Source organism: Pseudarthrobacter sulfonivorans, from assembly GCF_001484605.1.
Classification (GTDB): Bacteria; Actinomycetota; Actinomycetes; order Actinomycetales; family Micrococcaceae; genus Arthrobacter; species Arthrobacter sulfonivorans_A.
On record NZ_CP013747.1, the window covers coordinates 136,451 to 162,823 of the forward strand.

The following is a 26,373-nucleotide window of genomic DNA, read 5'->3' on the forward strand; positions in this document are numbered from 1 at the left end:
TGCTACCCAGAACATTGCCACTCCGGCCCAGTCCGGAGCCAATACGAGCCGATCCGAAGCCCAGGGTGTGCACAATGTGCACACCCTGTTTTTTCTGCGGCAGCAACGCTAAGGGGAAGGAACACACTCGACATCGCCCGACACCCCCGGCCTCCGAATCCAAGAATGCCGGGTCGCGGTGAAAGGCTTCGAGCAGATTCAACGTCTTAGACTTCGGGATCGTCAGCGCTGCAGTCACCTCCTGTCAGTCAACACATCGCGCAACCGGCAGAAACCGACATGACGCCCCGGGGGCTCCCGGCGCTTTGGCACCATAAGAGCTCACGCAGCGAAGGCTGCCACATCGCCAGCAATCGCCCGAACTGCTACAACCTGCCGGATTTCTCCTTACGAAAGGCAGGTTATCGGCGTTCTTCAAAGGGCCTGGAGAGTGGCTTTGTAAACTCCATGGCCGCCCGCTGGTTGCCGTGTGCTGGTGGCGATCGTCACGCCGATGAAAGTAGTGGTGCGGCCAAGCGGGACATCGGCCTTGGGCATCCCGGGTCCGGCAGCACGTGAAGTCAGTGCAATGTGCAAAGAGCATTCGGCCAGCGCTCGCCACCTCAGAGCCCCGTTTGGGCAGCTGAACAATTACGTCCCCAGTCATGTCCCCTGCCCCAAAAGAGCGCATGGAGAAGCGGGGGGAACTAACAAACCGGCTGCGTAGAACGGGGATTGACGTGAGCAGGCCACGACAAGCCAATGAGCCAATGGCGACGCGGGCTCGGGACAGAATAACCGTGCCCACCGCATTGCCTCGTGCGGCGGCGTCGACGGGCAGGGTCGAGTACGGGCCATTGTCAAGACCCCGAGCGGCCGATGGTTCCCCGCACCACGGAAGCCATGAAACGAATCCGATGATAGCCGCCAGCGACACAAGTTGGCATCAAATATTTCGGTACTGCGACTACTACAGCTTCATGTCCCTAACGGACTTCCTGGCCTGGGTCGCCAAGAATGACGGCAGCGAACCGGACATCTCCCACGTCCACGACCGCTGACACAAGCCGCATCCGAACACCATCCGACCAGCGGAAGCAACACGATGGCCAAAGTCTCCCTGCGGACGTGTCAGGGGTATCCCCCGATAGCCCATCAGTGTTTGCAGAGTCATCCCAGTAGTCAGCGATGCCTTCTGGTCCCCCATCCGCTGGGCGGTCCCTGCACGCAACCCACGCGCTACGCGCCGGACATTCCCCCGGACATTGTTCCTCGGCGCTCCTCCGTCGCTTATTTCCTCACAACAATCTCCTCCCCCTGCCCGGTCCCCGCAGGTTGCCCTCCGGTCCCTCAAACCCAGCGGTGATTCCTCTACCAGAAGGCCCCACCAAAGCAGACGGCCAAACCAACAAGGCCCTGCCAACAACTGAGGAGATCATCATGGACACCCTGCACATCACCACACCAGCCGACCTCGTCAGCCTCATCGGCCACAGCCTCTGATAACCCAAGGCTCTGTCCAGCAGACGGCCGAGGCCCGCGGGTTTCGGTCCAGCCTCATGAAGTCGGAGTGGAGCCGGCGGCGGAGAAAATAGCCGAGTGCCTCCCCAACGCCAAATTCCAGCGCTTAGGGACATGCTAATCGCCGACATGCCCGGACCTACCAATGGAACTCTTCCTGGCCGGCGAAGCCGACACCGCACCGGACTGGGACCAGACCGACAAGGCCGAAGGACTCCTGCTGCAGCTCGCGCCGTGACTGGCCTTGAAGTAGTCGCGTGCGCGTGTCCACACTCGTCCCAAATGTGTACACACTCTGCTCATCTAAATCGTCTGAACTGCGACAACACGCCACAGTAGGCGGGTCACGGTCCCACACACCACCGCACCTCATGGGTTACGAGGCTGCTTTCTCCGCTAACACGTGAGGGCTGCGGGCTGAGCGCAGAGATTCGCGAACATCTCGTCGGGCGGTCATGTCTGAACGGCGTGCGGATGGCATGGAGGGGTGACAGCGCGGGGTCGCGGAGCACAAACCTAAAGGAGCATGGCAGCTATGAACTCCCAGCCGATGGCACGCACGCCGTTCCAGCCAGCGCTGATGGCCTCGACGGCACGCTCGGCGGGGCCACGACTGGCTTCCACGCCCGGTCTCCCCCGTCACGAGGCGAGGGACACCGGATTTCTCTCCAAGTCATGTCGCGTGGAACGTCCGGACGCACGAAGTGGTACCGGCAGAACCTGCAGGAACGGACCAAACTGCAAGTCGACAACCGCCCGTGGACACCCTGTGGACAATGTCCACGCCCCTTTGGCCGGACAAACGGCCACATTCCCGCTTCCCCAGACTCCAAGATGGCGAAAATAGCGCAAGGATCTCAAGAAAATCTCATCCAGGTCATGTCATCAGCGCAACCGCGAGACATGAATAGGTGACAGACCAAGTACGGCCGCCACATCAACCGGAAAGGAGACACAAATGCCCCCACATCCCAGCAAGCGGAGGGCCTGCTCGCCAGGGTCCTGAGCCCGCCACCCACATAATTTCATAGGCGCGCGCGGCGCCAGGTGCACTCCGCAGCCGGCCTCTGGGGCCGACGGAGGGTAAATGTACACACATCAGAAGCAAAAACGCCTCTGACGTGGGAAAACGTGCCCGAGGTGGGACTCGAACTGCATTCCAGCCCCTGCAAACACTGGGCTCCCGCGGAAACATGCGGATTCCGGCCCAATCCGACCGATGTACGACCCGATCCGAGGCCCAAAGTGTGGACATTGTCCACACCCCAAATTTGCCCTTCTACGCAAGCCCACAACGCCAACCGCGCTCCCCCACTGAGGGAACGCGGTTTCTCTTGCACTGGCCGAAGCCAGACGACGGACGGGTTCGCCCCGTCCATTGTTGTGGGTGACGGCGCCTGCAAGGGACGGCACATGCATGGGCCGCGAGGCCGCTCCATCAAAGCAGGACTTCATGGTAATGACACCTCATTCACGCATCTCATGAGCTGATTGTCAGGCAAGCACATGATCAAGCCACAAAGCGGTCACGCGCCCATCCGGCTCCCCCACCGGAACCGGTCGCTGCTGAAGCGGAGGCGCGCGGCACTCCGGTACGTGATCCGAGGATCATTAACGACGCGGCCACAGAATTTCGTGGCTATCGTCGGCTCTTATGGCTGCTTTTGCTGCATTCTTTGTGACCTCATCCAACGCGCTATGCGGCTCTGGCTTCATCTGGCACACAGGCGTAGCGTCATATGACCAGGTGATCGGCAGGGTTCAAGGAGCCGCGCTTCTGCGCCCGATGGTTAGCCTTTGAGGTCAGTCCTCTAAAGGAGCTCAGGATGGCTGGATGGAATGCTGACACTGCCGCCGGGCCTCTTGGTGCCGGGACGGTCACCTTGGTGGAGGGCTCATCCTTTTGCATCTCCTCGGCGAATGGCGATATCCATCCTGAATACCCGCACGGGGTATTCTTCGAGGACACCCGCATCCTGTCGCGCTGGAATCTGACCGTTAATGGTGAGCCCTTGGAGCCGCTGGCCGCCAAGACGCAGGAGCCGTATCGTGCCCTCTTTGTCGGCCGCGTACCTCGCTCGGACGGCTACGCGGACAGCCCGCTGATCGTCGAACGCCTCCGCGAGGTTGGTGCCGGAATCCTGGAGCAGATCACGGTCTGGAACTACTCGCCGGCCCCTGCCGAGTGCGTGGTTTCCCTTAAAGTCGAGGTGGACTTCGCGGACCTCTTCGAGGTGAAGGAGGCACGGATTCAGCGGCGCTGGGAGGAGTCCCGGGAAGCGGACGGCGACGCGCTGACGATCCGGGCAGCCTGGCAGGATGTCCGGAAGGGCGTCGTGGTGTCGGCCAGCGGCGCAGACGTCGCGCCGGAGGCCCTGACATACCGGGCCGTTGTCCCGCCGCACGGGCAATGGAGCGCCACCGTGAATGTGGCGCCTACGTTCGACAGAACCGGGGCGGCGGCGCCGTTTGTTCGTCCCAGCGAGGGGGAAATGTCTCCGCGCGACCGGCGCCGGCAGGATTGGGTGTCCAGGATTCCGGTCCTGCAGATGGGTAACCGCTCCATCGAGCGGACCCTTCGGCGCAGCTACGACGATCTGGGTGCTCTTCGCATTGAGGATCCTGACCACCCGGACCGGATCGTGGTGGCGGCCGGCGCGCCGTGGTTCATGGCGCTGTTCGGCCGGGACTCGCTGTGGGCGTCCTTCATGGCGCTGCCGGTGGATCCGTCTCTGGCCCTGGGTACCATCCAGACGCTGGCGGACCGCCAGGGCAGCGTGGTGGATCCCATGAGCGAGGAGGAGCCGGGAAAAATTCTGCACGAGGTCAGGCTCGATGTCTCCAGCGGGCTGGCGTTGGGCGGCAAGTCCGCCTACTACGGCAGCGTCGACGCGACACCGCTGTTTGTGGCGCTGTTCGGGGAAATGAGCCGCTGGGGTTTCGCTACAGATACCATCGCCGCCCTGATGCCCCATGTGGACCGGGCGCTGGACTGGATCCGGGACTACGGCGACAAGGACCGGGACGGGTTCGTCGAGTACGCACGTCTCAACGACAGCGGGCTGATCAACCAGGGCTGGAAGGACTCCTGGGACGGCATCAACTTTGCGGACGGCAGGATGGCCGAGCCCCCGATCGCGCTATGCGAGGTGCAGGCCTACGTCTACAGCGCGTATATGGCCCGCTCCTGGATAGCCTATGACGCCGGTGACATGGGCCTGTCAGCCGAGTACCGGGACCGCGGGGCGCAGCTGAAGAAGCAGTTCAACGAACAGTTCTGGCTGCCCGACCGCGGCTACTACGCCATCGCACTGGATGGCAGGAAGCAGCCGGTCGACGCGTGCGCTTCCAACATGGGGCATTGCCTTTTGTTTGGCATCATCGATGAGGACAAGGCCCCGCTGGTAGCGGAACGGCTCATGTCCCCAGAAATGTTCAGCGGCTGGGGCGTAAGGACCCTGGCAAGCGATATGGGCGCCTACAACCCCGCGAGCTACCACAACGGCTCGGTCTGGCCCCACGACAATGCAATCATCGCGACCGGGCTCCTTCGCTATGGTTTCGTGGAACAGGCGCAGCGGATCTCCACGGCGCTGTTTGAGGCGGCCGAGTACTCGGAGGGGCGGTTGCCCGAACTGTTCTGCGGCTTCAGCCGCGAGCACTTCGATGAACCCGTGCCCTATCCCACGGCGTGCTCGCCCCAGGCTTGGGCAGCCACCACCCCGATACTGCTGGTGAAGAGCCTGATGGGCTACTACGCCGACGTTGCCCGCGGCGGCCTGTGGATGGATCCGGTGCTCCCGGAATCCTACGGCGACCTGCATATCACCAACGCGCCCATGGCAAATGGCCGGATCACCATCGACATCTCGGGTTCCACCGCGACTATCCAGGGGCTGCCCGAGGGCATGGGGTTCCACCGCGGAAGGCGGTCTTGGGCGTCTGACCTGGCGGAACAGGCCCGAAGACGCGGAAAGTCCTAGCCGGAACGACAGGCCGCCAGCTTAGGAGCGCCGCATGAGTCCCCGTGCCTCGGACTCGCAGCCCGAGGTCTGGGCAACCCAAGGCCGCGGGTGAAAATCGGTGAAATGGGTGAAAGTAGTGAAACTCGTCCAGCTCACCCGCCGTGGCACCGGTCCGGCGGGTGCGAGGGTTCGTCCTCCCCAAATTGTCCAAACTGGGTTTCGCTTATGCAAGTTCCGTTCAAAAGTTGCCTCAGGCAACCAGCTCGACATAAGTCCACTATCGGCGTACACATGGCCGGGGAGTGGCCTGAAAGGGGGCAAAAATGTTGTCGAAACCCGACAAAATGGCGGCACCAACGACGAAGTAGCGTCTGCTATGAGGAATATCCCCAGCAAGCGCAAAGGACCTATCAATGACGATTCAGACAAACGTCCCGACTAGCGACAAAACGGACCCCGCGACCAGCGCCGGCACGATCTGCCAAATCCTGGAAACCGCCCGCCAGCAGGTCCTCGAGGACGGTATCGGATTGACTCAGGCTCAGCTCGAAGATGTCCTCCGCCTCCCGGACGATGCCCTTCCCGCTGCCCTCGAGTTGGCCCACGAGGTCCGGTTGCGGCACTGCGGTGAGGACGTGGAGGTGGAGGGCATTGTTTCCATCAAGACCGGCGGCTGCCCCGAGGACTGCCACTTCTGCAGCCAGTCCGGCCTGTTTGACTCCCCCGTCCGCGGCGTCTGGCTCGACATCCCCGAGCTCGTGAAGGCCGCAAAGGAAACGGCCGCCACCGGAGCCACTGAGTTCTGCATCGTCGCCGCCGTCCGCGGCCCCGACATCAAGCTCATGAACCAGATCAAGTTCGCGATAGACCGCATCCACGAAGAAGTGGACATCAACATCGCCTGCTCCCTCGGCATGCTGACCCAGCGCCAGGTGGACCAGCTCGCCGAATGGGGCGTGCACCGCTACAACCACAACCTCGAAACGGCCCGCAGCTACTTTCCCCAAGTGGTCACCACCCACAGCTACGAGGAACGCCTGGAGACCTGCAACATGGTCAAGGCCGCCGGCATGGAACTCTGCTGCGGCGCCCTGATCGGCATGGGCGAAACCCTGGAGCAGAGGGCAGAACTCGCCAGCCAGCTCGCGGCCCTGGAACCCCACGAAGTCCCGCTGAACTTCCTCAACCCCCGCCCCGGCACACCACTCGAAAACCAGGGCATCATGGACGGCAAGGACGCCCTCCGCGCGATCGCCGCGTTCCGCCTGGCCATGCCCCGCACTGTGCTCCGCTACGCCGGCGGCCGCGAACTGACACTTGGCGATCTCGGCACCCGCGAGGGCCTGCTCGGCGGCATCAACGCCGTCATCGTCGGCAACTACCTCACCACCCTGGGCCGTCCCGCCAACGCTGACCTGGACCTCCTCGTGGAACTGAACATGCCCATCAAGGAACTCCAGAAGTCGCTGTGAGCACTGGATCTACCGGCACAGCCACAACACGCTACTGCGGGCACTGCGGTGAGCCCGCCGGCGTCGGGGCCGCACCGGAAGGTGACAGCCCGACGTCGGACGCTCACCAAAACTGCGCACAGCGCCTCGCGATGGAGCCGCCGCGCTACTGCGAGGACTGCCGGCGCCGCATGAAGGTCCAGGTCACGCCGCTGGGCTGGACCGCCGAATGCTCCCGCCACGGCAGGCGCGCAGCATGAGCCTGATCCAGCGCAACCTGATCCAGCGCGACCGGGCCAGTCTGTGGCACCCGTATGCCCCGGCGTCGGGGGATCTTCCGTTGTGGGAGGTCGAGGCGGCCGACGGCGTGCGGCTGCGGCTCCGCGACGACGACGGCGGCCGGCACGAAGTGCTCGACGCCATGTCCTCGTGGTGGTCGGTGATCCACGGGTACCGGAATCCCGTGCTGGACGCCGCGGCCAAGCGCCAGATCGATGCTTTCAGCCACGTGATGTTCGGCGGACTCACGCACGGGCCGGCGGTTGAACTGGCCGAGCGACTACTTGCCTTGGTTCCTTCCACGGAAGGCCGGCCACGGCTGGAGCGCGTGTTCCTGGCCGACTCCGGCTCGATCTCGGTGGAGGTCGCCCTCAAGCTGGCGGTGCAGTTCCAGACGGCGGCCGGGCGGCCCAAGCGGCAGCGATTCCTGAGCCTCCGCGGCGGCTACCACGGCGACACCTTCGCAGCGATGGGCGTGTGCGATCCCGTGGACGGCATGCATTCGGCCTTCCCGGGGATGCTGGCCGGCAACGTGTTTGCGCCGCGGCCGCCCGCTGCGGCGACGGCCACGGCGGAGGACATCGGGCAGTGGCGGGCCGAGGTGGAAGAGCTCGCCGCACGCCATTCGGGCGGACTGGCGGCGATCATTGCGGAGCCTGTGCTCCAGGGCGCCGGCGGCATGTTCGCGTATCCGGCCGAGTGCGTACGGATTCTCCGCGAGATCGCGGACGGGCACGGGCTGCTGCTCATCCTGGACGAGATCGCCACGGGCTTCGGCCGCACCGGCGAACTGTTCGCCGCCGGCCATGCCGGCGTGGTCCCGGACATCATGTGCGTCGGGAAAGCCCTCACCGGCGGCTATCTCACCTTGGCGGCCATGATCTGCACCGGCGCTGTGGCCGAGACGGTCTCCCGTGGCGCGGCCGGGGCGCTGCTGCACGGCCCCACGTTTATGGGCAACCCGTTGGCATGTGCGGTGGCGAACGCAAGCCTCGGCATCATCGACGGCGGCGCCTGGCGGGCCGACGTTGCCCGGATCGGCGCGGGCCTGCAAGCCGGCCTCGCCCCGGCCCGGGAGCTCGACGCCGTACGGGATGTCCGCACCATCGGTGCCGTCGGAGTCATCGAACTGCGTGACAGCGTCGACGTCACCGCGGTCACCGCCGCGGCCATCAGCCATGGCGTCTGGGTCCGACCTTTCCGGAACCTTGTGTACACGATGCCCCCGTACGTCTGTACTGCGGCGGACGTTGAGCAGATCACCGCAGGCATGGCGGCGGCCGTCGCCGAAGTCCATGAACGCATCCCGTCACGGTCCGGAGGCGCGGCATGAGCAACTCGATGACGCAGTGGCTCAAGCGACAGGCCGCAGTCCGGGACCGCCGGGGCCTGGTCCGCCGCCCGCTCCCCCGCGCCGCGGACGACCAGTTCATCGACCTCGCCAGCAACGACTATCTGGGACTCACGGCGGACCCGCGCGTCACCGAGGCAGCCGCGGCGGCCGCCCTGCAATGGGGCGCGGGCGCAACGTCCTCCCGCCTGGTCGCCGGAACCACCCGGCTGCACCTGGACCTGGAGCAGGAACTGGCCAAGCTGGCCGGAATGGAGACGGCATTGGTGTTCTCCTCCGGCTACCTGGCCAACATCGGTGTGATCACGGCGCTCGGCGGCCCGGGGACCCTGATGGTCGCGGATGAACACTGTCACGCCTCGATGATCGACGGTTTCCGGCTCAGCCGCTCCCGTACCGAATCGTTCACCCACAACAGCCTGGAGGAAGCCGGCCGCCTGCTTGCCGGCCGGCCGGAGCCGCGCGCACTCATCGCCGTCGAATCCCTCTACAGCGTCCTGGGCGATGAAGCCCCGCTCGCTGGCCTGCTGGCCTTGGCCGAGGAACATGATGCCGTGCTGCTCATCGACGAGGCGCACACCCTCGGTGTCACCGGCACCGGCAACTTTCAGGGCCGCGGCTCTGTGGCCGGGACCTCCCTTGCCGGGCATCCGAACGTGATCGTGACCGCGACGCTGTCCAAGGCACTGGGCAGCCAAGGCGGAGCCGTCCTGGGATCCGCCCTCCTGCGGGAGCACCTCGTCAACCGGGCCCGGAGCTTCATCTTCGACACCGGCCTGGCGCCAGCCTCCGCCGCAGCGGCCCTCGCGGCAGTGCGGATCATCCGGGATGAGCCTTGGCGGGCCGGATCCGTCCGAAGCAACGCGGCAGCGCTGGCCGCCGGACTCGCCCCAGCCCTTGCAGCCCGCGGCGCCGCCGTCGAGCAGACAGCGGGGGCCGTCCAGTCCATCGCCATGCCGTCCGCCGAATCAGCCTTGGCGGCCGCCCGGGCCGCGCGCACCGCCGGCGTCCGGATTGGCTGCTTCCGCCCGCCGTCCGTTCCGGACGGGATCTCGCGGCTGCGGCTCACCGCCCGCGCCACCCTTACGCCCAAGGAAATCGAAGACAGCTGCGCAGTGCTGCGCGGAATTTTGGAGGAACTTCCATGAAACTGCCCGGCATCATTCTGGTCACCGGAACGGACACCGGAGTCGGCAAGACCATGACGACGGCGGCCCTCGCCGCAGTCCTCCACGGAAAGGGGCGCAGCGTCGCGATCTACAAACCGTGCCAGTCAGGCGCCGCCGACGGCGACTCCGACGCCGCCGAAATTGCCCGGCTCGCCGGGCCTGTGACGGCAGAAACCGGGGTCGTTCTGCAGGAGCCGCTGGCGCCCGTCGCCGCGGCCGCCGTCGACGGAACGCCCCTCCCCCGGGTTGCCGCGCACGCCGAGCAAATCCGCGAGCTCGCTGCGTCCCATGACCACGTCCTGGTGGAGGGTGCAGGCGGCCTCCTGGTGGAGCTGGATTCCGACGGCGGCACTCTGGCGGACCTCGGATCGCTCCTGGCGGCAGCATTTGTGCTCGTCGCCCGGCCGGCGCTCGGGACCTTGAACCACACCGCGCTGACCCTCGAAGCGCTGGAAGCGCGGGACCTTCAGGTCATCGGCGTTGTGTTGGGAAGCTGGCCACGCTTCCCGGACGTTGTTCACCACAGCAACCGGCAGGTGCTCGGAAGGCTGCGGGTGCCCTTCCTCGGGGCCCTCCCCGGGCAGGCCTCGGAACTGTCCCCAGCGGATTTCCGAGCCGGAGCAGCTGCCTGGCTGAACGGCCTGCCCGCATGAACCCGGCGTTGACGGCCGCCGGAGCCGCGGAGCCGCGGGTGGAAAGCCCGGGACAGACGGAAACCAGTGGAGAGATGGAAAGCTCCGGCCACGCCCGCTGCCCGTACCTCGTCGTGCGTGACCCGGAAGTGGTCCGTGACGTCCTGCACCGGCCTGCCGACTTCAGCCCCGCGAATGCCCTGATCGCGGTCACGCCCCTGGCAGGGCCCGCCCTGCGCGTGCTGCAGCGCGTGCGCTTTGCCTTGCCACCCGTGCTGGCCAGCAACGACACGGACACACACGCCGGAATCCGCAAGGTCGTGGCGGGCTTCTTCACACCCGCCACGGTCGCCGCCATGGAGCCGCGGATCCGGGAACTGGCCCAGGAAGCGGCACGGAACGCCGTGGACCAACTCGACTCTTCCGGCCAAGTGGACCTCGTGCAGGCAGTCGCGGCGTTTCCCCCGTCAGTCGTCATGCTCGAACTCCTCGGACTGCCCGTTCGGGATCTTACGGACCTGAAGGGGTGGGGCCTTGACTCCATGGAACTCTTCTGGGGCTGGCCCGACGAGGACCGGCAACTCGAACTGGCCCACAGCGCCGCCGACTTCTACGTCTGGCTGCGCAAGCTCGTTGCGGAATCCCGGAAGGCCCCGGGACGCAACCTGTTCAAATCCCTGGCCGAGCACGGCCTCTCCACGCCTGAAATCTGCTCGCTCGGCTACTTCCTGCTGATCGCCGGCCAGGAAACAACCACCCAGCTCATCAGCACCACCCTGTTCCGCCTCCTGGAGGGGTCCGCGCCACTGAACTGGGAGGACGCAGCCTCGGAGGCAGGTTCCAGGACCATGGTCAGGCACGTGCTTACCACCGAATCATCCGTCCCCACCTGGCGCCGCGTGGCAGCGAAGGACACGACGCTTGACGGCGAACTGATCCCTGCCGGCACCGAAATTCTCCTTGAACTGAGCGGCAACCACATCACGTCACCCGCCGCACCCGCGAGCCAGTCCATGCCCTCGGAGGCAGCCCGCCGCAGTCAATCCGCCGGCCATGGCCTTGTTTTCGGCTCCGGCATCCACCGCTGCCTCGGCGCCAAGCTGGCAGAACTCGAGGCGGCCGTCATTGTCCAGGAAACGGCCTCAGCCCTCCCCATGATCCAACTGCGGGACCACCAACCCGAATGGATCCGGCTCCTCTCCTTCCAGGCCCCCCGCACTGTCACCGTTAGGAACAAGCCATGCTGACACCACGGACTGAACGTTGCGTTGCCCGGAATCTACGGGTTACTGCTGCCACGACAACCGATGAATAGTTGTTGTACCGTTGATTGAGGTGATTTAGAGGTGAGTCGGTTGCAATTGATGGCGGCATCGGCAGGCCAAGTCGCCATTCCTGGAGTTCATCCCCGACTTGGACATTCGCTCACTCCTTCAGCTGCTGGGTTAGCACTTCAAATTCGTCTACCCCAAGAATCTCCATGTGTTGCTCCGCACTGGTCTCGACGCGGATACGGTCCGCTGCCTGACGACTGCCGGCAAGTGCGTCCTCGTCGTCCCAAAGGGTGAGTGAGACTGACTTGTTTTCTTTTCCCAGCAAGTAATAGATACCCCGGCATCCTTGCAGCCCAAGCACCTCGCGGACGGTTTCTTCTGAAGGCGCACCGGTGCTGTCAGGGGCAGGCCTGTAGGTACTGACGCGAGCGAACATTGTTAATCCTCCGACAGTCGTTCGTGAAGCCTGCACGCCACTCGAGCGGTTGGCGGCAAGCTCGGGGGCTTCGCCTCCTCACACTAGTAAGGACCCGTGCCGGCGGAACCACAAGCTTGGAAAAATCTGATGCATTTCCATTTGGTCGCGCGGTTAACCGAGGTGATGCGTCAGTCGAGCTGCCCTTACGAATTGCCGGACTAGGAAGCCAAAGCCGCCCCATACCCATGAGGATGCGCGGGGAGCTCAGCACTTTGCAGGTCAAACTGGCTACACTTGGTGCGCGGGCGTAGCGTCGGTTGTGTAAATGAAGCAGCGATCGAGTGGCTCGATAATGGACCACCGGGCTGCCAGAGTGCTGTAGTCAATCCTTTGAAGGAGCCGGGATGGCTGGATGGATGCTGACACTTCCGCCGGGCCGCTGGGGCCCGGAACCGGCGTTGGTCGAGGGTTCATCTTTTTGCATCTCCTCTGCGAACGGTAACATCCAACCTGAACACCCGCACGGGGTTTTCTTCGAGGACACCCGCATGGTCTGGCACATGCACACCACCGGCGAAGTCTACAAAGACCCCGGAGCCGACTGCTTCACCCGGCAGGCACCCGCCAAAACCAAGGCCCGCGCGATCGGACACCTCGAATCCCTGGGCTACCGGGTGACCCTCGAACCCCTTCAACAGACCGGATAAAACGCTCCCCGCAAACTCACCTGCGCGATCATCCAGTCAACGGGACAACCTCACCGCAATTTTCATGTCAGACTTCTATAGCCACCGACGCAACCACAGCGCCCCTCGTAGGACGAGCACCATCAGCACATTTTGACCAACCCGCTGGTCTGGTACATGTGGGTTCGAGGCTGCACCGGTCTCATGAGCGGGCCGGTGGACCGGTTCGGGAGGAATCAGGTGCCCGGTTGCACCGAACGTCACGTCCCGTGTTACGTTGACGGGCGCCCGCCTGTGGGCGGCTTGAATCTGATATGCGGAGCGAGGGAAGGACCGATGGACCTTGAGCGAGTGCAGCGTGCCGGGGTGTCCCTTTTCGCCACCAAGGGCTTCGCCGCCACGGGCATCCGGGAGCTGGGAAGCGCCGCCGGCATCAACTCGGCAACGCTCTACCACTATGTCGGGAGCAAGGAAGAACTGCTGGTGAGCATCATGCGGGCTTGCCTTGAGGAACTTATCGACTCCGGAGCGGCTGCGGTCCGGGCCAGCTCGGAACCGGTGCTCCAGCTGGCAGGCCTCGTCTCCTCACATGTTGGCCTGACCGCCGTCAACCAGCTCACGGCCCGGGTCGCGGAATATGAGATGCGGGCCCTCTCTGAGGCGAACAGGCCCGTGCTGCAGGAGATGAGGGACGAATACGAGGGGCTCTTCGCCCAGGTTCTGGAGCGCGGTAAGCGCGTCGGCGTCTTTAAGACGAAGGATCTGGCCATGGCCCGGCTGGCCATTATGGAAATGGGTACGGGCGTCGCCCACTGGTACCGGCGCGACGGGCGCCTTGAGCTCCCCGTTGTCCAGCGGTTCTTCGTGGACATGGCCTGCAAGATCCTCTCCGTCGACCCCGCAGGCTTGGACGGATTCGACTACGTGCACGCCCCTAAACGGCTCCCCAGTGAACCAAGCCACATCGTCGCCGCCGAGCAGCGAAGTCGCGAGTAGCCCACCCTATCCAGGGCTACCCGGGCGCTCAGGGGTTCAGAGTCGCCTGGCCTAACAGTTTCCGACGCATCATTGGCAGCTCGGCCAAATACGAAGTCGAGCGGGGGTACTGATGTACGCGAGCTTGAGCTTGACGTGGTTCTTCAGCTCGCATTAGGAATGGGCGCTGCCGGCGCTCAGGGGGCGCCCTGCGCTTTCAATGCCGGGTCTGCCAGTGCGGTGCTCCGGCCTGCCACGAGCAGGGAGAAGTCACCGCTGAGTACCGTTACACCGTCCTGGTTGATGAGTTTGGCCGCGCTCGTTACGACCGCCGATTCGCCATCCTTATGGGGCGTCACGGCCAATATCTCACAAACGGCGTACACCGAATCCCCAAAGTAACTGGGCGCTTTGAACCTTAGGTTATCGAGGCTGTAGAAGCACTGAAGGTAGCTCGGGTGAAGTTCGACCAGCCCCAGCAACGTGGAGATCATCAAGGCCCCGTGCGCTATCTGCTTCCCGAAACGAGTCTGCTCCGCATATTGCGCATTCGTGTGCAGTGGGTGGTTGTCCCCGGTGAGTTCACCGAACGCTCGAACATACTCGCCTGTGATGATGCGGGAATTTGTTGTCGCGGTGTCGCCGGTTTTGATGTCTTCATATGGTTTTGAAATCAAGGTGCTGTTCCTTTTGAGAGTGTGGGAAACGCGACTAGGGCTAATTGCGTCGTGCGGCAGGTACTCCATCGAGCGCTGAGGCCGGGAGGAAGCGGCGCGCTTCGCCTGAAAGGACCATAGTGGCCAATCAGCGACGCCGTCAAGGGTTAACATGTCAATCGATTGATTGACATCGACATCTTTGATGCTGTTTTATTGGGCAGGGCATCCAATCGATCGATTGATCAAGTGCATAAGTCGAAGACGAAAGTGGGACGAACGGCACGCCCTGATTCGCGCCCTAAAGTTGCCGCAATGTGAATCACCTTTCAGGTTCACTCACGATTCTTAACGCACCCACTCTCAGATCCCCCGGTTAATTCAACGAAAGGCATCCCGTGAAGGATACAAAGAGGTTCCTGCTCGCCGCCGTGATGGCCACGGGGCTAGCCCTCAGCGCCTGCGCGCCCACCCCTGGCACAGCTAACCCGGCTGAGTCCGGCAACACCACAGCGGCGGAGCCGGTTGACGTCGGCATCATCTACTCGAAGACCGGACCGCTCGCCGCCTACGGGGCCACCTATTATGAGGGCCTGCAGGCCGGCATCGACTACGCCACCGACGGGACCGGCGTCGTGAACGGCGCCAAGATCAACCTGACGTACGCAGACGATGGCGGAGATCCGGACAAGGCGGTCACGGCAGCCAAGGACCTGATCGGCAAGGGCTACAAGATCATTGGCGGCACCGTGGTCTCCGGCATCGCGCTGAAGCTGGCCGAACAGGCAGCCCAGAACAAGGTGCTGTACATTTCCGGGCCCGCCGCCACCGACGCCATCCAGGGCATCAACAAGTACACCTTCCGCTCCGGCCGCCAGAGCCTGCAGGACGTGGCCACGGCCGGCTCCTTCATCGACACCGCGGGCAAGAAGGTAGTGGTCTTCGCGCAGGACAACGCGTTCGGCCAGAGCAACGTTGCCGCCGTCAAGGCCGTCCTCGGAGCCAAGGGCGCCACGGTGGAATCCGTCCTCGTTCCGGACGGTCAGGAACTGACTCCGTTCGCCCGCCAGCTCGTGGACGCCAAGCCGGACATGGTCTTCGTCGCCTGGGCCGGGGCAACCTCCGGCACCATGTGGCAGACCCTCAGCCAGCAGGGCGCCTTCGACGCCGCCCCGGTGGTCACCGGACTCGGCGACGCGTCCACCTTCGGCGCATACGGCGAAGCCGCCGCCAAGATCAGCTTCCTGAACCACTACTTCCCGGGCGCATCCGGCACCGACGTGGAGAAGAAGATGATCGCCGCCGTCGAGAAAGCCGGCCAGAAGGCCGATATCTTCACTTCGGACGGCTTCGTGGCCGGGCAGATGATTGTCCAGGCCATCAAGGAAGGCGGCTCCGACGCCGACGCGATGGTCAAGGCACTCGAAGGGTTCAGCTTCGACGGCCCCAAGGGCAAGCAGACTGTCAGGGCCTCGGACCACGCGCTGATCCAGGACATGTACCAGGTCAAGCTCGTGCAGAAGGACGGCGCCTTTGGCCCCGAGCTCATCAAGGTAGTCGCCGGCGAGGACGTCGCACCGCCCGAGAAGAAGTAGAGGGTCGGCGAATGAATGCTCCAGTCCGGCCCGCCCTCGCGGTGGACGGCCTCGGTCTGCAGATCGGCGGCGCCCGCATCCTCCAGGATGTGAGCTTCGCCGTCGGCGCCGGCGAAATGATCGGCGTCATCGGCCCCAACGGTGCCGGTAAGACCACCTTGTTCAACCTGATTTCCGGTGTGATGCGGCCTACCGAAGGCAGCGTCAGCCTGAACGGAAGGGAGATCACGTCAGCGCCGGTCCATCGCCGGGCCAAGGCAGGGCTGGGGCGGACCTTCCAGACCTCCAACCTTTTTCCCCGGCTCAGCGTGCTGGAAAACGTCCGGCTCGCCGCGCAGGCGAAGATCGGCGGCAGCTTCAGCATCCTGCGCTTCCCCTCCGCCTCGGACGAAGCCACCCGGATTGCCCGCAGCACCATCAGTGAAGTGGGGCTAACCGGCCAATTGACGACGGCGGCCGGGGACCTTTCGCACGGCGAGAAACGGAAGGTGGAAATCGCCGTTCTCCTGGCGACCGATCCCGCCGTCGTCCTCCTTGATGAACCGATGGCCGGCGTCGCCTCGGGCGACGTCCCGTCCCTGACCGCGATTATTCGGGGTATGCACCGCGACCGCGGCTGCACCGTGATGATGGTGGAGCACCACATGGACGTGGTCCTGGGGCTGGTGGACCGGGTGGCTGTGATGCACCACGGCAGCCTGCTCGCCCTGGACAGCCCGGACGCCGTCATGGCCGATCCCATAGTGCAGAGCGCCTACCTTGGAGAACCCGTATGACCCCCGGAACAGCCCCGCGCCCCATCCTCAGAATCGAAGGACTCAACGCCCACATCGCCGGCCAGCAGGTGGTGGAGGACGTGTCCTTCACGGTCCCGACAACCGGCATCACAGCCCTGCTGGGCCGCAACGGCGTCGGAAAGACCAGCACCATCAAGGCCATCATCGGCCTGATCGACCGCAGCGGCGTGGTGGAGCTCGACGGCGTCCGGGTCGAAAAGGAACCGACGTACAAGATCATCCGCAGCGGCGTGGGCTACGTCCCCGAGGACCGCGAAGTGTTCTCCAAACTCACCGTCGCCGAGAACCTCCGGCTGGCTGAACGCGACGCCGCGCCCCGGCGGCAGCTCGTCGAGGAACTTTTCCCCGACCTGCTGGCCCGCTCCGGCCAGATGGCCGGCACCCTCTCCGGCGGCCAGCAGCAGATGGTGTCGCTGGCCCGGGCGCTCCTGAACACCAACAAGATCCTCCTTGTCGACGAACCTACCAAGGGCCTGGCCCCGAAGATCGTTGCCGAGGTTGCCGAGACCCTCGCCGAAGCCGCCAAAACCGTTCCCATCCTTTTGGTGGAGCAGAACCTGCAGGTGGTCCGCCAGCTCGCGGCAGGCGCCGTGGTCCTGTCCGGGGGACGGGTGGTCCACACCGGCAACGCCCTGGACTTCCTGAACGACGACGGGCTGACGCAACGGCTTCTGGGGGTCTCCACCGAGACTGCCCCCCACGAGAAAGGTGCGGCCCTGTGAGTACCGTTGTCCTCCTGCTTTTCACCGGCCTAGGCCTCGGTGCCCTCTATTTCCTGGTGGCCGCCGGCCTGTCCCTGATCTACGGACTGATGGGCGTGCTGAACTTTGCGCACGGTGCGTTCCTTACGCTCGGCGCCTTTACTGGCTGGGAAATCGCCCGGCGGACCGGCTCTGACAACTGGTGGACCTTCCTGTTGTCCCTGCTGGTGGGGGCCGTGGCCGGGGCAGTGTTTGCCGCCTTTACCGAGTTCGTCCTGATCCGCCGGCTGTACCAGCGGCACATCGAACAGGTCCTGATCACTGTGGGCCTGTCCCTCGCCGCGGTGGCCCTCTTCGACGGCATCTGGGGCACCGACCCGGTGTTCATCCAGGGCCCAGCCTGGTTCAAGGAGACCACCGAAATCCTGGGTGCCCGCATCCCCAATGACCGGTTCATCTGCATCATCGCCGCCGTCCTGGTGCTGCTCGCCCTGGTCTTCTTCCTCAAGAACACCCGCTACGGCATGATCATCAGGGCCGGCGTCGAGAACCGGTCCATGGTGACGGCACTGGGCATCGATGTCCGCAAAGCCTTCACCCTCGTCTTCACCATCGGTGGCGCCGCGGCCGGCCTGGGCGGGGTGCTGGCCTCGCACTACTTCGGCTACGTCTCCCCGCTGCTGGGCGGCTCGCTGCTCATCTTCGCCTTCATCGTCACCGTGATCGGCGGACTCGGGTCCCTGACCGGTGCGGCTATCGCCGCCGTCGCCGTCGCGGTCCTGCAGCAGTTCGCCAACTTCTACCTCGGCGGCACCGGCGACTTCGTTGTGGTGCTGGCCCTGGCGCTTGTGCTCCTGTTCCGTCCCTCCGGCCTGCTCGGGAGAACCTCATGACCACCGAAACCGACGCCACAGACACGAACGGCGCAGCCACCAACGACGCAACTGCCGGTCCGGACGGGTCGCGCCGCCGCCAGGCCGACGACGACGGCCCCTCCCGTCTGCGCCTGACCCGCGGCAGGGTGGTGGGCGCGGCAGCCGGCGTCGTGGGGATCGTGTTTTTGGTCCTGCTCCCGCTACTCAACCTGTCCTTGCCGGGAGTGCTGCCGGGCCCGACCTACACACCGGGGTCCCTGCAATTGCTTGCCATGTGCATGCTGATGGCCGCCGCCGCCCTAACGTACCACCTGCTCCTCGGCGTGGCCGGGCTGCTCTCCTTCGGGCACGCCCTGTACTTCGGTGCCGGGGTCTATGGGCTGGCGATCACCCTGCAGAACCTGGACATCCCGCTGCTGCCGGCCATGGGCCTGACGCTGCTGGTGGTGATTGTGCTGGCCCATGTGGTGGGCAGCATCAGCCTGCGGGTCAGCGGTATCCCGTTCGCCATGGTCACCCTGGCCTTCGCCCAGGCGGGGTCGGTGGTGGTTGGCCGTAACCCGGAAGGTGCCACGGGCGGCGACGAAGGCCTCACGCTGCGCACCGACAACCTGCCGGACTTCCTGGTGGGCGTGGTCAACACCCGCAACCTTTACTGGCTGGCCCTGGCCGTGCTCGTGGCGGTCTTCATCATCGTTACGTGGGTGCAGTCCTCCCGTGCCGGCCACGTCGCGGCGGCCGTCCGCGAGAACGAACTCCGGGTCCGTGTACTCGGCCTGCAGCCATACCTGGTCAAACTTCTGATCTTTGTGGTCTCCGCCGTCCTGGTCAGCATCATCGGCATGGTCTTCCTGCTGCTGCAGAGCGGTGCCGTGCCCCGGGCCGTGTCTGCCGACCTCACCATCACGCTGCTGGTCATGGTGGTGCTGGGCGGCGTCGGCTCCCGCTGGGGGGCGGTAATCGGCGGTGTCTTCTATACAATCCTGGACCAGCGCCTCACCACGCTCGCGAACTCGGACGCCATCGATGCACTGCCCGACATCCTGCGCGTACCGTTGTCAGAACCGCTTTTTATCCTGGGCACCCTGTTCATCCTGGTGGTGCTCTTCCTGCCGGGCGGCCTGACGGGTACTGCCCAACGACTGGCCCAGCGCCGCAGCCGGCGCGGAGGCGACCGCGTGCAGAAGTCCCGCGAAATCCTGGAGGAAGCAGCATGACCAGCACAACAGGCACGGGCCACGCAGACGGCCTGCACACCCTGGGGTGCGAGCTGAAGAACCACGTCAAGCTCAAGCTCGCGTACATCAGTACCCCCGCTCGACTTCGTATTTGGCCGAGCTGCCAATGACCGCAACGGGGAAGATCATGCGTCGGAAACTCAGGGTGAGTCCGCGGTCATCGATGGCGATCCGGAGCGGGGCGGCAAGGCTGCGGTCGGTGGTCCAGCGCCAGGAATGGGCGCTGCCGGCGCTCAGGGGGCGCCCTGCGCTTTCAATGCCGGGTCTGCCAGTGCGGTGCTCCGGCCTGCCACGAGCAGGGAGAAGTCACCGCTGAGTACCGTTACACCGTCCTGGTTGATGAGTTTGGCCGCGCTCGTTACGACCGCCGATTCGCCATCCTTATGGGGCGTAACGGCCAATATCTCACAAACGGCGTACACCGAATCCCCAAAGTAACTGGGCGCTTTGAACCTTAGGTTATCGAGGCTGTAGAAGCACTGAAGGTAGCTCGGGTGAAGTTCGACCAGCCCCAGCAACGTGGAGATCATCAAGGCCCCGTGCGCTATCTGCTTCCCGAAACGAGTCTGCTCCGCATATTGCGCATTCGTGTGCAGTGGGTGGTTGTCCCCGGTGAGTTCACCGAACGCTCGAACATACTCGGCTGTGATGATGCGGGAATTTGTTGTCGCGGTGTCGCCGGTTTTGATGTCTTCATATGGTTTTGAAATCAAGGTGCTGTTCCTTTTGAGAGTGTGGGAAACGCGACTAGGGCTAATTGCGTCGTGCGGCAGGTACTCCATCGAGCGCTGAGGCCGGGAGGAAGCGGCGCGCTTCGCCTGAAAGGACCATAGTGGCCAATCAGCGACGCCGCGAAAGGATGCTGCGTCAATCGATTGATTGACATATCAGGTTTCGATAGTGTTTTATTGGCTTGGGCGTCCAATCGATCGATTGGGATCAAGTGGATAAGTCGAAGACGAAAGTGGGACGGATGGATCTGGAGCGTGTACAGCGCGCGGGAGTTTCCCTGTTCGCTACGAACGGATTCGCCGCCACCGGAATCCGCGAACTGGGAGGCGCCGCAGGAATCAACTCCGCAACCCTCTACCACTACGTCGGCAGTAAGGAAGACCTTCTGGTCAGCATTATGCGCGCCTGTCTGCAGGAGCTCATCGACGCCGGGGCAGCAGCTCTCCGGGCAAGTTCCGAACCAGTCGTCCAGCTCGCCGGGCTGGTGTCCTCCCATGTGGGCATCACCGCGATCAACCAGCTCACCGCCAGGGTTGCGGAATATGAAATGCGCGCCCTGTCTGCGGCCAACCGGCCCACACTTCAGGGAATGCGCGATGAATACGAAGCCCTCTTCGCCCAGGTCCTGGAACGTGGCCAGCGCGTCGGAAGCTTCCACACAGATGACCTCGCGATGGCCCGTCTGGCCATCGTGGAAATGGGCACAGGCGTGGCCCACTGGTACCGGCCGGGCGGACGTCTGGAGCTGCACACCATCCAGCGATTTTTCGTAGGGGCAGCCTGCAAAATGCTGGCCGTCGACCCCGCGGCGCTGGACGGCGTCGATTACGTGCTGCCCCCCAAGCTGCTCCCCAGCGAACCACACAACGCCTTCACTGCCACAGCCGAGAGCAGTCTGGTCTAACAACTTAGTGCTGATCCACGGATCTGCCCACCCGATACTGGAATGAGGACACGTGAATACACTGACGAGCAGCGTCGATGCGGCAAGCTCCGCCACCGCCGTGAGCCGCGAGGCCCAGCTGGGCCTGGCCCGGGAATTGAAGGAACGGCTCGCGGCGACGGCGCTGGGCGGACCAAAGAAGTCCCGGGAACGCCATGTGTCCCGCGGCAAGTTGTTGCCACGCGAACGCATTGACCGGCTGCTGGATGAGGGCAGTCCGTTCCTGGAGATTGCGCCGCTGGCTGCCAACGGCATGTACCACAACGAGTCACCCGGCGCCGGGGTCATCGCCGGGATCGGACTCGTGCATGGCCGCCAAGTGCTGGTCATCTCCAACGACGCCACGGTCAAGGGCGGCACCTACTACCCGATGACGGTGAAGAAGCACCTCCGGGCCCAGGAAATCGCTCTCGAGAACCGGCTGCCCTGCATCTACCTGGTGGATTCCGGTGGAGCGTTCCTGCCCAAGCAGGACGAGGTTTTCCCGGACAAGGAGCATTTCGGCCGGATCTTCTTCAACCAGGCGAAGATGTCCGCGGCGGGTATCCCCCAGATCGCGTCCGTGATGGGCTCGTGTACGGCTGGTGGCGCGTACGTCCCGGCGATGAGCGACGAGACCGTGATTGTCCGGAACCAGGGGACGATCTTCTTGGGTGGCCCGCCGCTCGTGAAGGCGGCCATCGGTGAGATCGTCACGGCCGAGGAGCTCGGCGGCGGTGAGGTCCACTCGAAGATCTCCGGTGTCACCGACCATCTGGCCGAAAACGACGAGCATGCCCTGCAGATCGTCCGCGACATCGTTGCCACCCTGCCCAAGCCTTCCGCGCCCGTCTGGGACGTTGCCGGCGTCGTGGTTCCGCCGCTGGCGGACCCGGAAGAACTCTATGACGTGGTTCCGGTTGACGTGAACGCGCAATATGACGTGCGTGAGGTCATCGCCCGGCTGGTGGACGGCAGCGAGTTCCATGAGTTCAAGGCCAACTACGGCGCCACCCTTGTCACCGGTTTCGCCAGGCTCCACGGCCACCCGGTGGGGATCGTGGCCAACAACGGCGTGCTCTTCAGCGAATCCGCGCTCAAGGGCGCACACTTCATCGAGCTGTGCGACCAGCGCGGCATCCCGCTGATCTTCCTGCAGAACCTCTCCGGCTTCATGGTCGGTAAAGACTACGAGCACGGCGGCATCGCCAAGAACGGCGCCAAGATGGTCACCGCCGTCGCCACCGCGCGCGTACCCAAGCTGACCGTCGTCATCGGCGGGTCCTTCGGCGCGGGCAACTACTCGATGTGCGGCCGCGCCTACTCACCCAGGTTTCTTTGGATGTGGCCGGCGTCCCGTATCTCCGTGATGGGCGGAAACCAGGCCTCCAGTGTCCTGGCGACCGTTAAACGCGACCAGTACGAGGCCCGTGGCGAGGAATGGTCCGCTGCCGACGAAGAGGCTTTCAAGGCACCCATCAAGGAGCAGTTCGAGGACCAGGGCAGCCCGTATTACTCCACCGCGCGCCTCTGGGACGACGGAATCATCGACCCCGTCGACACGCGCCGTGTCCTCGGCATGGCCCTCGACGTCGTCTCCCGCACCCCACTGCCGGAGACCTCCTTCGGTTTGTTCCGGATGTAACCGCCATGACCACACCAGCTCAAGGAAGCACTTCCATGACCACCAGAACCTTCGACACCGTGTTGGTCGCCAACCGCGGTGAAATCGCCTGCCGCGTCATCCGGACCCTGCGCCGCCTCGGAATCACGTCCGTCGCTGTGTACTCGGACGCCGACGCCGACGCCCGCCACGTACAGGAGGCGGACGTTGCCGTCCGGATCGGCCCCGCCCAGGCGGCAGAAAGCTACCTGAAGATCGAGGCCATCATCCAGGCCTGCAACGACACCGGCGCCCAGGCCGTGCACCCCGGCTACGGCTTCCTCAGCGAGAACGTCGACTTTGCCCGCGCCCTGGAGGCAGCAGGCATCACCTTCATCGGCCCGGACGTGCAGTCCATCAACATGATGGGAGACAAGATCCGGTCCAAGAACCACGTAATCGCGCACGGCGTTCCCGTGGTCCCGGGAATCGCCGAACCAGGACTGAGCAATGAGCAACTGGTCGACGCCGCGGACGGCGTCGGCTTCCCGCTGCTCATCAAACCCTCCGCAGGCGGCGGCGGCAAGGGCATGCACGTAGTGGAACGGGCCGAGGACCTGCCAGCCACCCTGGAAACAGCCCGGCGCGTGGCCAAGAGCTCCTTCGGAGACGACACACTCTTCCTGGAACGCCTGGTCCGCTCCCCCCGGCACATCGAGGTCCAGGTCCTCGCCGACCGCCACGGCAACACCATCCACCTGGGCGAACGTGAATGTTCCCTGCAACGCCGGCACCAGAAGGTCATCGAAGAGGCCCCCGCACCGCTGCTGCAGAGCCTGCCGAACGGCGCCGAGATCCGGGCACGGATCGGTGCGGCGGCCGTTGACGCGGCCCGTTCCGTGAACTACGTGGGCGCCGGCACCGTGGAGTTCCTGGTCTCCGACGAGGCCCCCGACGAGTTCTTCTTCATGGAAATGAACACCCGTCTCCAGGTGGAGCATCCCGTCACCGAAGAGGTCGTCCGCGTCAACGGCGAACGGCTGGACCTGGTCGAATGGCAGGTCCGCGTCGCAGCCGGTGAGGTCCTCACCGTCGCGCAGTCCGACGTCGTACTCGAAGGACACGCGATCGAAGCGCGCGTCTACGCCGAAGACCCTTCCCACGGTTTCATGCCGTCGATCGGCCGGCTGCTCGAGATCCGTGAACCCTCCGGTCCCGGCGTCAGAGTGGACAGCTCCCTGGTTGAGGGTCTGGAGGTCTCGCCGCACTATGACCCTATGATCGCCAAGGTCATCGTCTGGAACGCAGACCGCGGACAGGCCCTGGGCACCCTGGACCGGGCCCTTGCCGATACAGTCCTGCTGGGTGTGAAAACCAACGTCGAGTACCTGCGGCTGCTCATCGCCGACGAGGACGTCGCCGCGGGGCGGCTCGATACGACCCTGATCGACCGCAAAATCGCCGGCATGCCGTTCCGGACTTTCAGCAGCGAAGACCTTGCCCTCGCCGCCCACGCATTGACCGGCAGCCAGCCGGATGCTCCCGGACCCTGGGGCGCCGGGGACGGCTGGCGGGTGGGCCGTCATGCGACGTCGTCGATCCAGCTGGAAGTCGACGGCCAGACACACACCGTCACCGCCAGCCGCGACACGGAGGGGCAGACATTCGGCATCGACGGGGAATTGTTCCGCGTCAAGTCCCTGGCCGACGGTTCAGCCTCCGTGAACGGCGCCCGAAGGCGGGTCGCTACCGCCACCTCCGCCGACGGCACCGCGTGGCTGGGCATCGATGGCTGGGGCGGGTCCGCACGGCAGCTCAGCCGCCAGGAACAGCTCCAGCGCGGGCTCGCCTCCCTGAAACGCGACGCCGGCACAGCCTCCCCCGAAGTCCGTTCACCCATGCCGGGCACCGTCATCGCGGTGGAAGTCGCCGATCTCGACCTCGTGGAGGAAGGGCAACCGCTGCTCTCCATCGAGGCGATGAAGATGGAGCACCAACTCAACGCACCCATCTCCGGAATCGTACGGCTAAGCCTGAAAGTGGGAGACCTGGTCAAAGCCGCGCAGATCGTGGCAACCGTGGAACCGCTCTCCCTGGACACCACGGACGCAAACCCTCACGACACCGTCGAAGCAGCCGCACAAGAACTCGAAGAAGCGAAGGGATAATCCAATGGACACCACTGAGATCAAACGCATTCAACAGCGCGGACTCTACCTTGATGAGCTGGAGGAGGGCGCGGTCTACGCCCACCGGCCAGGGCGCACCCTCACGGAAACGGACAACGTCCTCTTCACCTCGCTGACCATGAACAACCAAGGCCTGCACCTCGATGCCGCATGGAGCGCCACCCAGCCCTTCGGCCAGAGACTCATGAACTCCCTCTTCACCCTGGGCACCATGATCGGCCAGTCCGTTCCCCAGATGACCGAGGGCACCATCATCGGCCAGCTCGGCCTGACGGACGTCCGCTTCCCACACCCAATGTTCCACGGCGACACCCTCTACACCGAAACAGAGGTGACCGAGGTCCGGCTGTCAGCATCCCGCCCGGGACAAGGAGTAGTGGGCATGAAGCACACCGGACGGAACCAGGATGGCGTCGTCGTAGCCGAAGCAACGCGCTCGTGCCTGATGTGGACCCGCGATGCCCACGAGGCCCTCATGCCCGCGGAAAAGGAGTAGCCGTGACAGATTTCGAAATGGGTCCGGCGCTCCTCTTCTGCCCTGCAAGTCGTCCAGACCGCTACGGCAAGGCGATGGACCGGGCCGACGCCGTCGTTCTGGACCTCGAGGACGCAGTGGCTCCCCAGGACCGAGAAGAGGCGCGGCAGTCCCTCATAGCGAACCCTATGGATCCGGACCGGACCGTCGTCAGGATCAACCCTGCGGGTAGCGACGACTTCGCGCAGGACCTACGAGCCTTGCAGCAGACGCGGTACAGGTACGTCATGCTCGCCAAGACCGAAGAACCGGAGTCACTGGCCCAACTGGCGGACTACTCCATAGTGGCCCTGTGCGAAACGGCCAAAGGCATCATCAACGCGCCGGCCATCGCGGCCGCCCCCAACGTGGTGGCCCTCATGTGGGGCGCTGAAGATATGCTCGCGTCACTCGGGGGCACGTCCAGCCGCAGGCCCGACGGACAGTACCGTGACGTCGCTTTGCACGCCCGTTCACACGTGCTGCTCGCCGCAGGAGCGGCCGGAAAGGCCGCCCTGGACTCCGTCTACGTGGACATAGCTGACTTGGCTGGGCTCAAGGAGGAATGCGACGACGCCATCGCTTCCGGCTTCACCGCGAAAGCATCCATCCACCCCAGCCAGATGCCCGTCATCCGGGCAGCATACGCACCCACCCAGACGGAGGTTGCCCAGGCACAGAAGATCCTCGCCGCCGCACAACTGTCCGCCGGGGTGTTCACCTTTGAAGGACGCATGGTGGACGAGCCCCTCCTGCGCCATGCCCGCAAAACACTCTCACGAGCCGGGCTCCCGCCCCTCCAAGATCAGATGCTGATTCCACCCATAGAACCGACGCTGGTATGAGGACCG

Annotated in this window: 23 protein-coding genes and 2 pseudogenes; 22 read left to right on the forward strand and 3 right to left on the reverse strand. The window is 64.6% G+C overall.

The window, feature by feature from the left end; genetic code table 11:
• Nucleotides 1-1,341: 1,341 nt before the first annotated feature.
• From AU252_RS23695 to AU252_RS00630, 8 genes are all read left to right on the forward strand, one after another.
• Nucleotides 1,342-1,482: a hypothetical protein gene (locus AU252_RS23695; protein WP_157768902.1), complete on the forward strand. Its 141-nt coding sequence runs from the start codon at nucleotides 1,342-1,344 to the stop codon at nucleotides 1,480-1,482.
• Between the two features lie 1,844 nt (nucleotides 1,483-3,326).
• Nucleotides 3,327-5,483, forward strand: a complete 2,157-nt coding sequence (locus AU252_RS00605; protein ID WP_058929064.1) for an amylo-alpha-1,6-glucosidase — start codon at nucleotides 3,327-3,329, stop codon at nucleotides 5,481-5,483.
• 395 nt (nucleotides 5,484-5,878) lie between these two features.
• On the forward strand, nucleotides 5,879-6,937 hold the full coding sequence (bioB, locus tag AU252_RS00610) for a biotin synthase BioB (protein ID WP_058929065.1): 1,059 nt from the start codon (nucleotides 5,879-5,881) through the stop codon (nucleotides 6,935-6,937).
• Nucleotides 6,934-7,176 (forward strand): hypothetical protein, encoded by a 243-nt coding sequence (locus AU252_RS22945; protein WP_083510173.1) that lies wholly within the window; start codon nucleotides 6,934-6,936, stop codon nucleotides 7,174-7,176. Before bioB ends, AU252_RS22945 begins: the two co-directional genes overlap by 4 nt.
• Nucleotides 7,173-8,528: an adenosylmethionine--8-amino-7-oxononanoate transaminase gene (locus AU252_RS00615; RefSeq protein ID WP_058929066.1), complete on the forward strand. Its 1,356-nt coding sequence runs from the start codon at nucleotides 7,173-7,175 to the stop codon at nucleotides 8,526-8,528. Before AU252_RS22945 ends, AU252_RS00615 begins: the two co-directional genes overlap by 4 nt.
• 8 nt (nucleotides 8,529-8,536) lie before the next feature.
• Nucleotides 8,537-9,694, forward strand: a complete 1,158-nt coding sequence (locus tag AU252_RS00620; RefSeq protein ID WP_058932673.1) for an 8-amino-7-oxononanoate synthase — start codon at nucleotides 8,537-8,539, stop codon at nucleotides 9,692-9,694.
• Nucleotides 9,691-10,368, forward strand: a complete 678-nt coding sequence (gene bioD, locus AU252_RS00625) for a dethiobiotin synthase (protein ID WP_058929067.1) — start codon at nucleotides 9,691-9,693, stop codon at nucleotides 10,366-10,368. Before AU252_RS00620 ends, bioD begins: the two co-directional genes overlap by 4 nt.
• The gene (locus AU252_RS00630) at nucleotides 10,365-11,594 is read left to right on the forward strand and encodes a cytochrome P450 (protein WP_240484283.1); all 1,230 of its coding nucleotides are present in this window, start codon (nucleotides 10,365-10,367) and stop codon (nucleotides 11,592-11,594) included. The genes bioD and AU252_RS00630 overlap by 4 nt, the downstream gene beginning before the upstream one ends.
• A 178-nt stretch (nucleotides 11,595-11,772) precedes the next feature.
• Here the strand turns inward: AU252_RS00630 and AU252_RS00635 are convergent, their stop codons facing one another.
• Nucleotides 11,773-12,057, reverse strand: a complete 285-nt coding sequence (locus AU252_RS00635; protein WP_058929068.1) for a hypothetical protein — start codon at nucleotides 12,055-12,057, stop codon at nucleotides 11,773-11,775.
• Nucleotides 12,058-12,455: 398 nt separating this feature from the next.
• Between AU252_RS00635 and AU252_RS24355 the strand changes: the two are divergent.
• The 3 genes and pseudogenes from AU252_RS24355 to AU252_RS00645 all read left to right on the forward strand — a co-directional run.
• Nucleotides 12,456-12,554, forward strand: a pseudogene (locus tag AU252_RS24355) (hypothetical protein); the annotation flags it as partial.
• 39 nt (nucleotides 12,555-12,593) lie between these two features.
• Nucleotides 12,594-12,746, forward strand: a pseudogene (locus tag AU252_RS24360) (IS110 family transposase); the annotation flags it as partial.
• Nucleotides 12,747-13,061: 315 nt separating this feature from the next.
• Complete coding sequence (locus tag AU252_RS00645) at nucleotides 13,062-13,721, forward strand: TetR/AcrR family transcriptional regulator (RefSeq protein ID WP_058929070.1); 660 nt, start codon at nucleotides 13,062-13,064, stop codon at nucleotides 13,719-13,721.
• A 176-nt stretch (nucleotides 13,722-13,897) separates the two neighbouring features.
• Here AU252_RS00645 and AU252_RS00650 read toward each other — a convergent pair whose 3' ends face one another.
• Nucleotides 13,898-14,377 (reverse strand): MaoC/PaaZ C-terminal domain-containing protein, encoded by a 480-nt coding sequence (locus AU252_RS00650; protein ID WP_058929071.1) that lies wholly within the window; start codon nucleotides 14,375-14,377, stop codon nucleotides 13,898-13,900.
• A gap of 377 nt (nucleotides 14,378-14,754) precedes the next feature.
• On the opposite strand from AU252_RS00650, the gene AU252_RS00655 reads away from it, so the two are divergent.
• The 6 genes from AU252_RS00655 to AU252_RS24740 are packed head-to-tail and all read left to right on the forward strand — an operon-like array spanning nucleotide 14,755 to nucleotide 19,672.
• The gene (locus AU252_RS00655) at nucleotides 14,755-15,951 is read left to right on the forward strand and encodes a substrate-binding domain-containing protein (RefSeq protein WP_058929072.1); all 1,197 of its coding nucleotides are present in this window, start codon (nucleotides 14,755-14,757) and stop codon (nucleotides 15,949-15,951) included.
• Between the two features lie 11 nt (nucleotides 15,952-15,962).
• Nucleotides 15,963-16,727, forward strand: a complete 765-nt coding sequence (locus AU252_RS00660) for an ABC transporter ATP-binding protein (RefSeq protein ID WP_058929073.1) — start codon at nucleotides 15,963-15,965, stop codon at nucleotides 16,725-16,727.
• Nucleotides 16,724-17,470 carry an ABC transporter ATP-binding protein gene (locus AU252_RS00665; protein ID WP_058929074.1) on the forward strand — a complete coding sequence of 249 codons (747 nt, stop codon included), beginning with the start codon at nucleotides 16,724-16,726 and terminating at the stop codon, nucleotides 17,468-17,470. The genes AU252_RS00660 and AU252_RS00665 overlap by 4 nt, the downstream gene beginning before the upstream one ends.
• Nucleotides 17,467-18,342 (forward strand): branched-chain amino acid ABC transporter permease, encoded by an 876-nt coding sequence (locus AU252_RS00670; RefSeq protein WP_058929075.1) that lies wholly within the window; start codon nucleotides 17,467-17,469, stop codon nucleotides 18,340-18,342. The genes AU252_RS00665 and AU252_RS00670 overlap by 4 nt, the downstream gene beginning before the upstream one ends.
• Entirely contained in the window at nucleotides 18,339-19,541 is a 1,203-nt protein-coding gene (locus tag AU252_RS00675; RefSeq protein WP_083510174.1) for a branched-chain amino acid ABC transporter permease, read from the forward strand. Before AU252_RS00670 ends, AU252_RS00675 begins: the two co-directional genes overlap by 4 nt.
• On the forward strand, nucleotides 19,538-19,672 hold the full coding sequence (locus tag AU252_RS24740; RefSeq protein ID WP_276203732.1) for a hypothetical protein: 135 nt from the start codon (nucleotides 19,538-19,540) through the stop codon (nucleotides 19,670-19,672). The genes AU252_RS00675 and AU252_RS24740 overlap by 4 nt, the downstream gene beginning before the upstream one ends.
• Before the next feature lie 123 nt (nucleotides 19,673-19,795).
• On the opposite strand, the gene AU252_RS00680 is transcribed toward AU252_RS24740, so the two are convergent.
• Complete coding sequence (locus tag AU252_RS00680) at nucleotides 19,796-20,275, reverse strand: MaoC/PaaZ C-terminal domain-containing protein (RefSeq protein WP_058929076.1); 480 nt, start codon at nucleotides 20,273-20,275, stop codon at nucleotides 19,796-19,798.
• A 260-nt stretch (nucleotides 20,276-20,535) separates the two neighbouring features.
• Here AU252_RS00680 and AU252_RS00685 point away from each other — a divergent pair, with 260 nt between their 5' ends.
• The 5 genes from AU252_RS00685 to AU252_RS00705 are packed head-to-tail and all read left to right on the forward strand — an operon-like array spanning nucleotide 20,536 to nucleotide 26,367.
• Complete coding sequence (locus AU252_RS00685; protein WP_058929077.1) at nucleotides 20,536-21,198, forward strand: TetR/AcrR family transcriptional regulator; 663 nt, start codon at nucleotides 20,536-20,538, stop codon at nucleotides 21,196-21,198.
• 52 nt (nucleotides 21,199-21,250) lie between these two features.
• Nucleotides 21,251-22,861 carry a carboxyl transferase domain-containing protein gene (locus tag AU252_RS00690; RefSeq protein WP_058929078.1) on the forward strand — a complete coding sequence of 537 codons (1,611 nt, stop codon included), beginning with the start codon at nucleotides 21,251-21,253 and terminating at the stop codon, nucleotides 22,859-22,861.
• Between the two features lie 35 nt (nucleotides 22,862-22,896).
• A complete protein-coding gene (locus AU252_RS00695; protein WP_099093360.1) occupies nucleotides 22,897-24,987 on the forward strand; it encodes an acetyl/propionyl/methylcrotonyl-CoA carboxylase subunit alpha in 2,091 nt (696 codons plus the stop codon).
• A 4-nt stretch (nucleotides 24,988-24,991) separates the two neighbouring features.
• Nucleotides 24,992-25,504 carry a MaoC family dehydratase gene (locus tag AU252_RS00700; protein ID WP_058929080.1) on the forward strand — a complete coding sequence of 171 codons (513 nt, stop codon included), beginning with the start codon at nucleotides 24,992-24,994 and terminating at the stop codon, nucleotides 25,502-25,504.
• Between the two features lie 17 nt (nucleotides 25,505-25,521).
• Entirely contained in the window at nucleotides 25,522-26,367 is an 846-nt protein-coding gene (locus AU252_RS00705; RefSeq protein ID WP_058932676.1) for an HpcH/HpaI aldolase/citrate lyase family protein, read from the forward strand.
• The last annotated feature ends 6 nt before the right edge of the window (nucleotides 26,368-26,373 follow it).

Excerpts from the sequence above, each read along its gene's own strand:
- AU252_RS00695 (WP_099093360.1), top strand. The coding sequence starts at position 22,897 with ATGACCACCAGAACCTTCGACACCGTGTTGGTCGCCAACCGCGGTGAA.
- AU252_RS00700 (WP_058929080.1), top strand. The coding sequence starts at position 24,992 with ATGGACACCACTGAGATCAAACGCATTCAACAGCGCGGACTCTACCTT.
- bioD (WP_058929067.1), top strand. The coding sequence starts at position 9,691 with ATGAAACTGCCCGGCATCATTCTGGTCACCGGAACGGACACCGGAGTC.
- AU252_RS00635 (WP_058929068.1), bottom strand. The coding sequence starts at position 12,057 with ATGTTCGCTCGCGTCAGTACCTACAGGCCTGCCCCTGACAGCACCGGT.
- AU252_RS00675 (WP_083510174.1), top strand. The coding sequence starts at position 18,339 with ATGACCACCGAAACCGACGCCACAGACACGAACGGCGCAGCCACCAAC.
- AU252_RS00630 (WP_240484283.1), top strand. The coding sequence starts at position 10,365 with ATGAACCCGGCGTTGACGGCCGCCGGAGCCGCGGAGCCGCGGGTGGAA.
- AU252_RS00645 (WP_058929070.1), top strand. The coding sequence starts at position 13,062 with ATGGACCTTGAGCGAGTGCAGCGTGCCGGGGTGTCCCTTTTCGCCACC.
- AU252_RS00620 (WP_058932673.1), top strand. The coding sequence starts at position 8,537 with ATGACGCAGTGGCTCAAGCGACAGGCCGCAGTCCGGGACCGCCGGGGC.
- bioB (WP_058929065.1), top strand. The coding sequence starts at position 5,879 with ATGACGATTCAGACAAACGTCCCGACTAGCGACAAAACGGACCCCGCG.
- AU252_RS00660 (WP_058929073.1), top strand. The coding sequence starts at position 15,963 with ATGAATGCTCCAGTCCGGCCCGCCCTCGCGGTGGACGGCCTCGGTCTG.
- AU252_RS00705 (WP_058932676.1), top strand. The coding sequence starts at position 25,522 with ATGGGTCCGGCGCTCCTCTTCTGCCCTGCAAGTCGTCCAGACCGCTAC.
- AU252_RS00665 (WP_058929074.1), top strand. The coding sequence starts at position 16,724 with ATGACCCCCGGAACAGCCCCGCGCCCCATCCTCAGAATCGAAGGACTC.
- AU252_RS00615 (WP_058929066.1), top strand. The coding sequence starts at position 7,173 with ATGAGCCTGATCCAGCGCAACCTGATCCAGCGCGACCGGGCCAGTCTG.
- AU252_RS00685 (WP_058929077.1), top strand. The coding sequence starts at position 20,536 with ATGGATCTGGAGCGTGTACAGCGCGCGGGAGTTTCCCTGTTCGCTACG.
- AU252_RS00605 (WP_058929064.1), top strand. The coding sequence starts at position 3,327 with ATGGCTGGATGGAATGCTGACACTGCCGCCGGGCCTCTTGGTGCCGGG.
- AU252_RS24740 (WP_276203732.1), top strand. The coding sequence starts at position 19,538 with ATGACCAGCACAACAGGCACGGGCCACGCAGACGGCCTGCACACCCTG.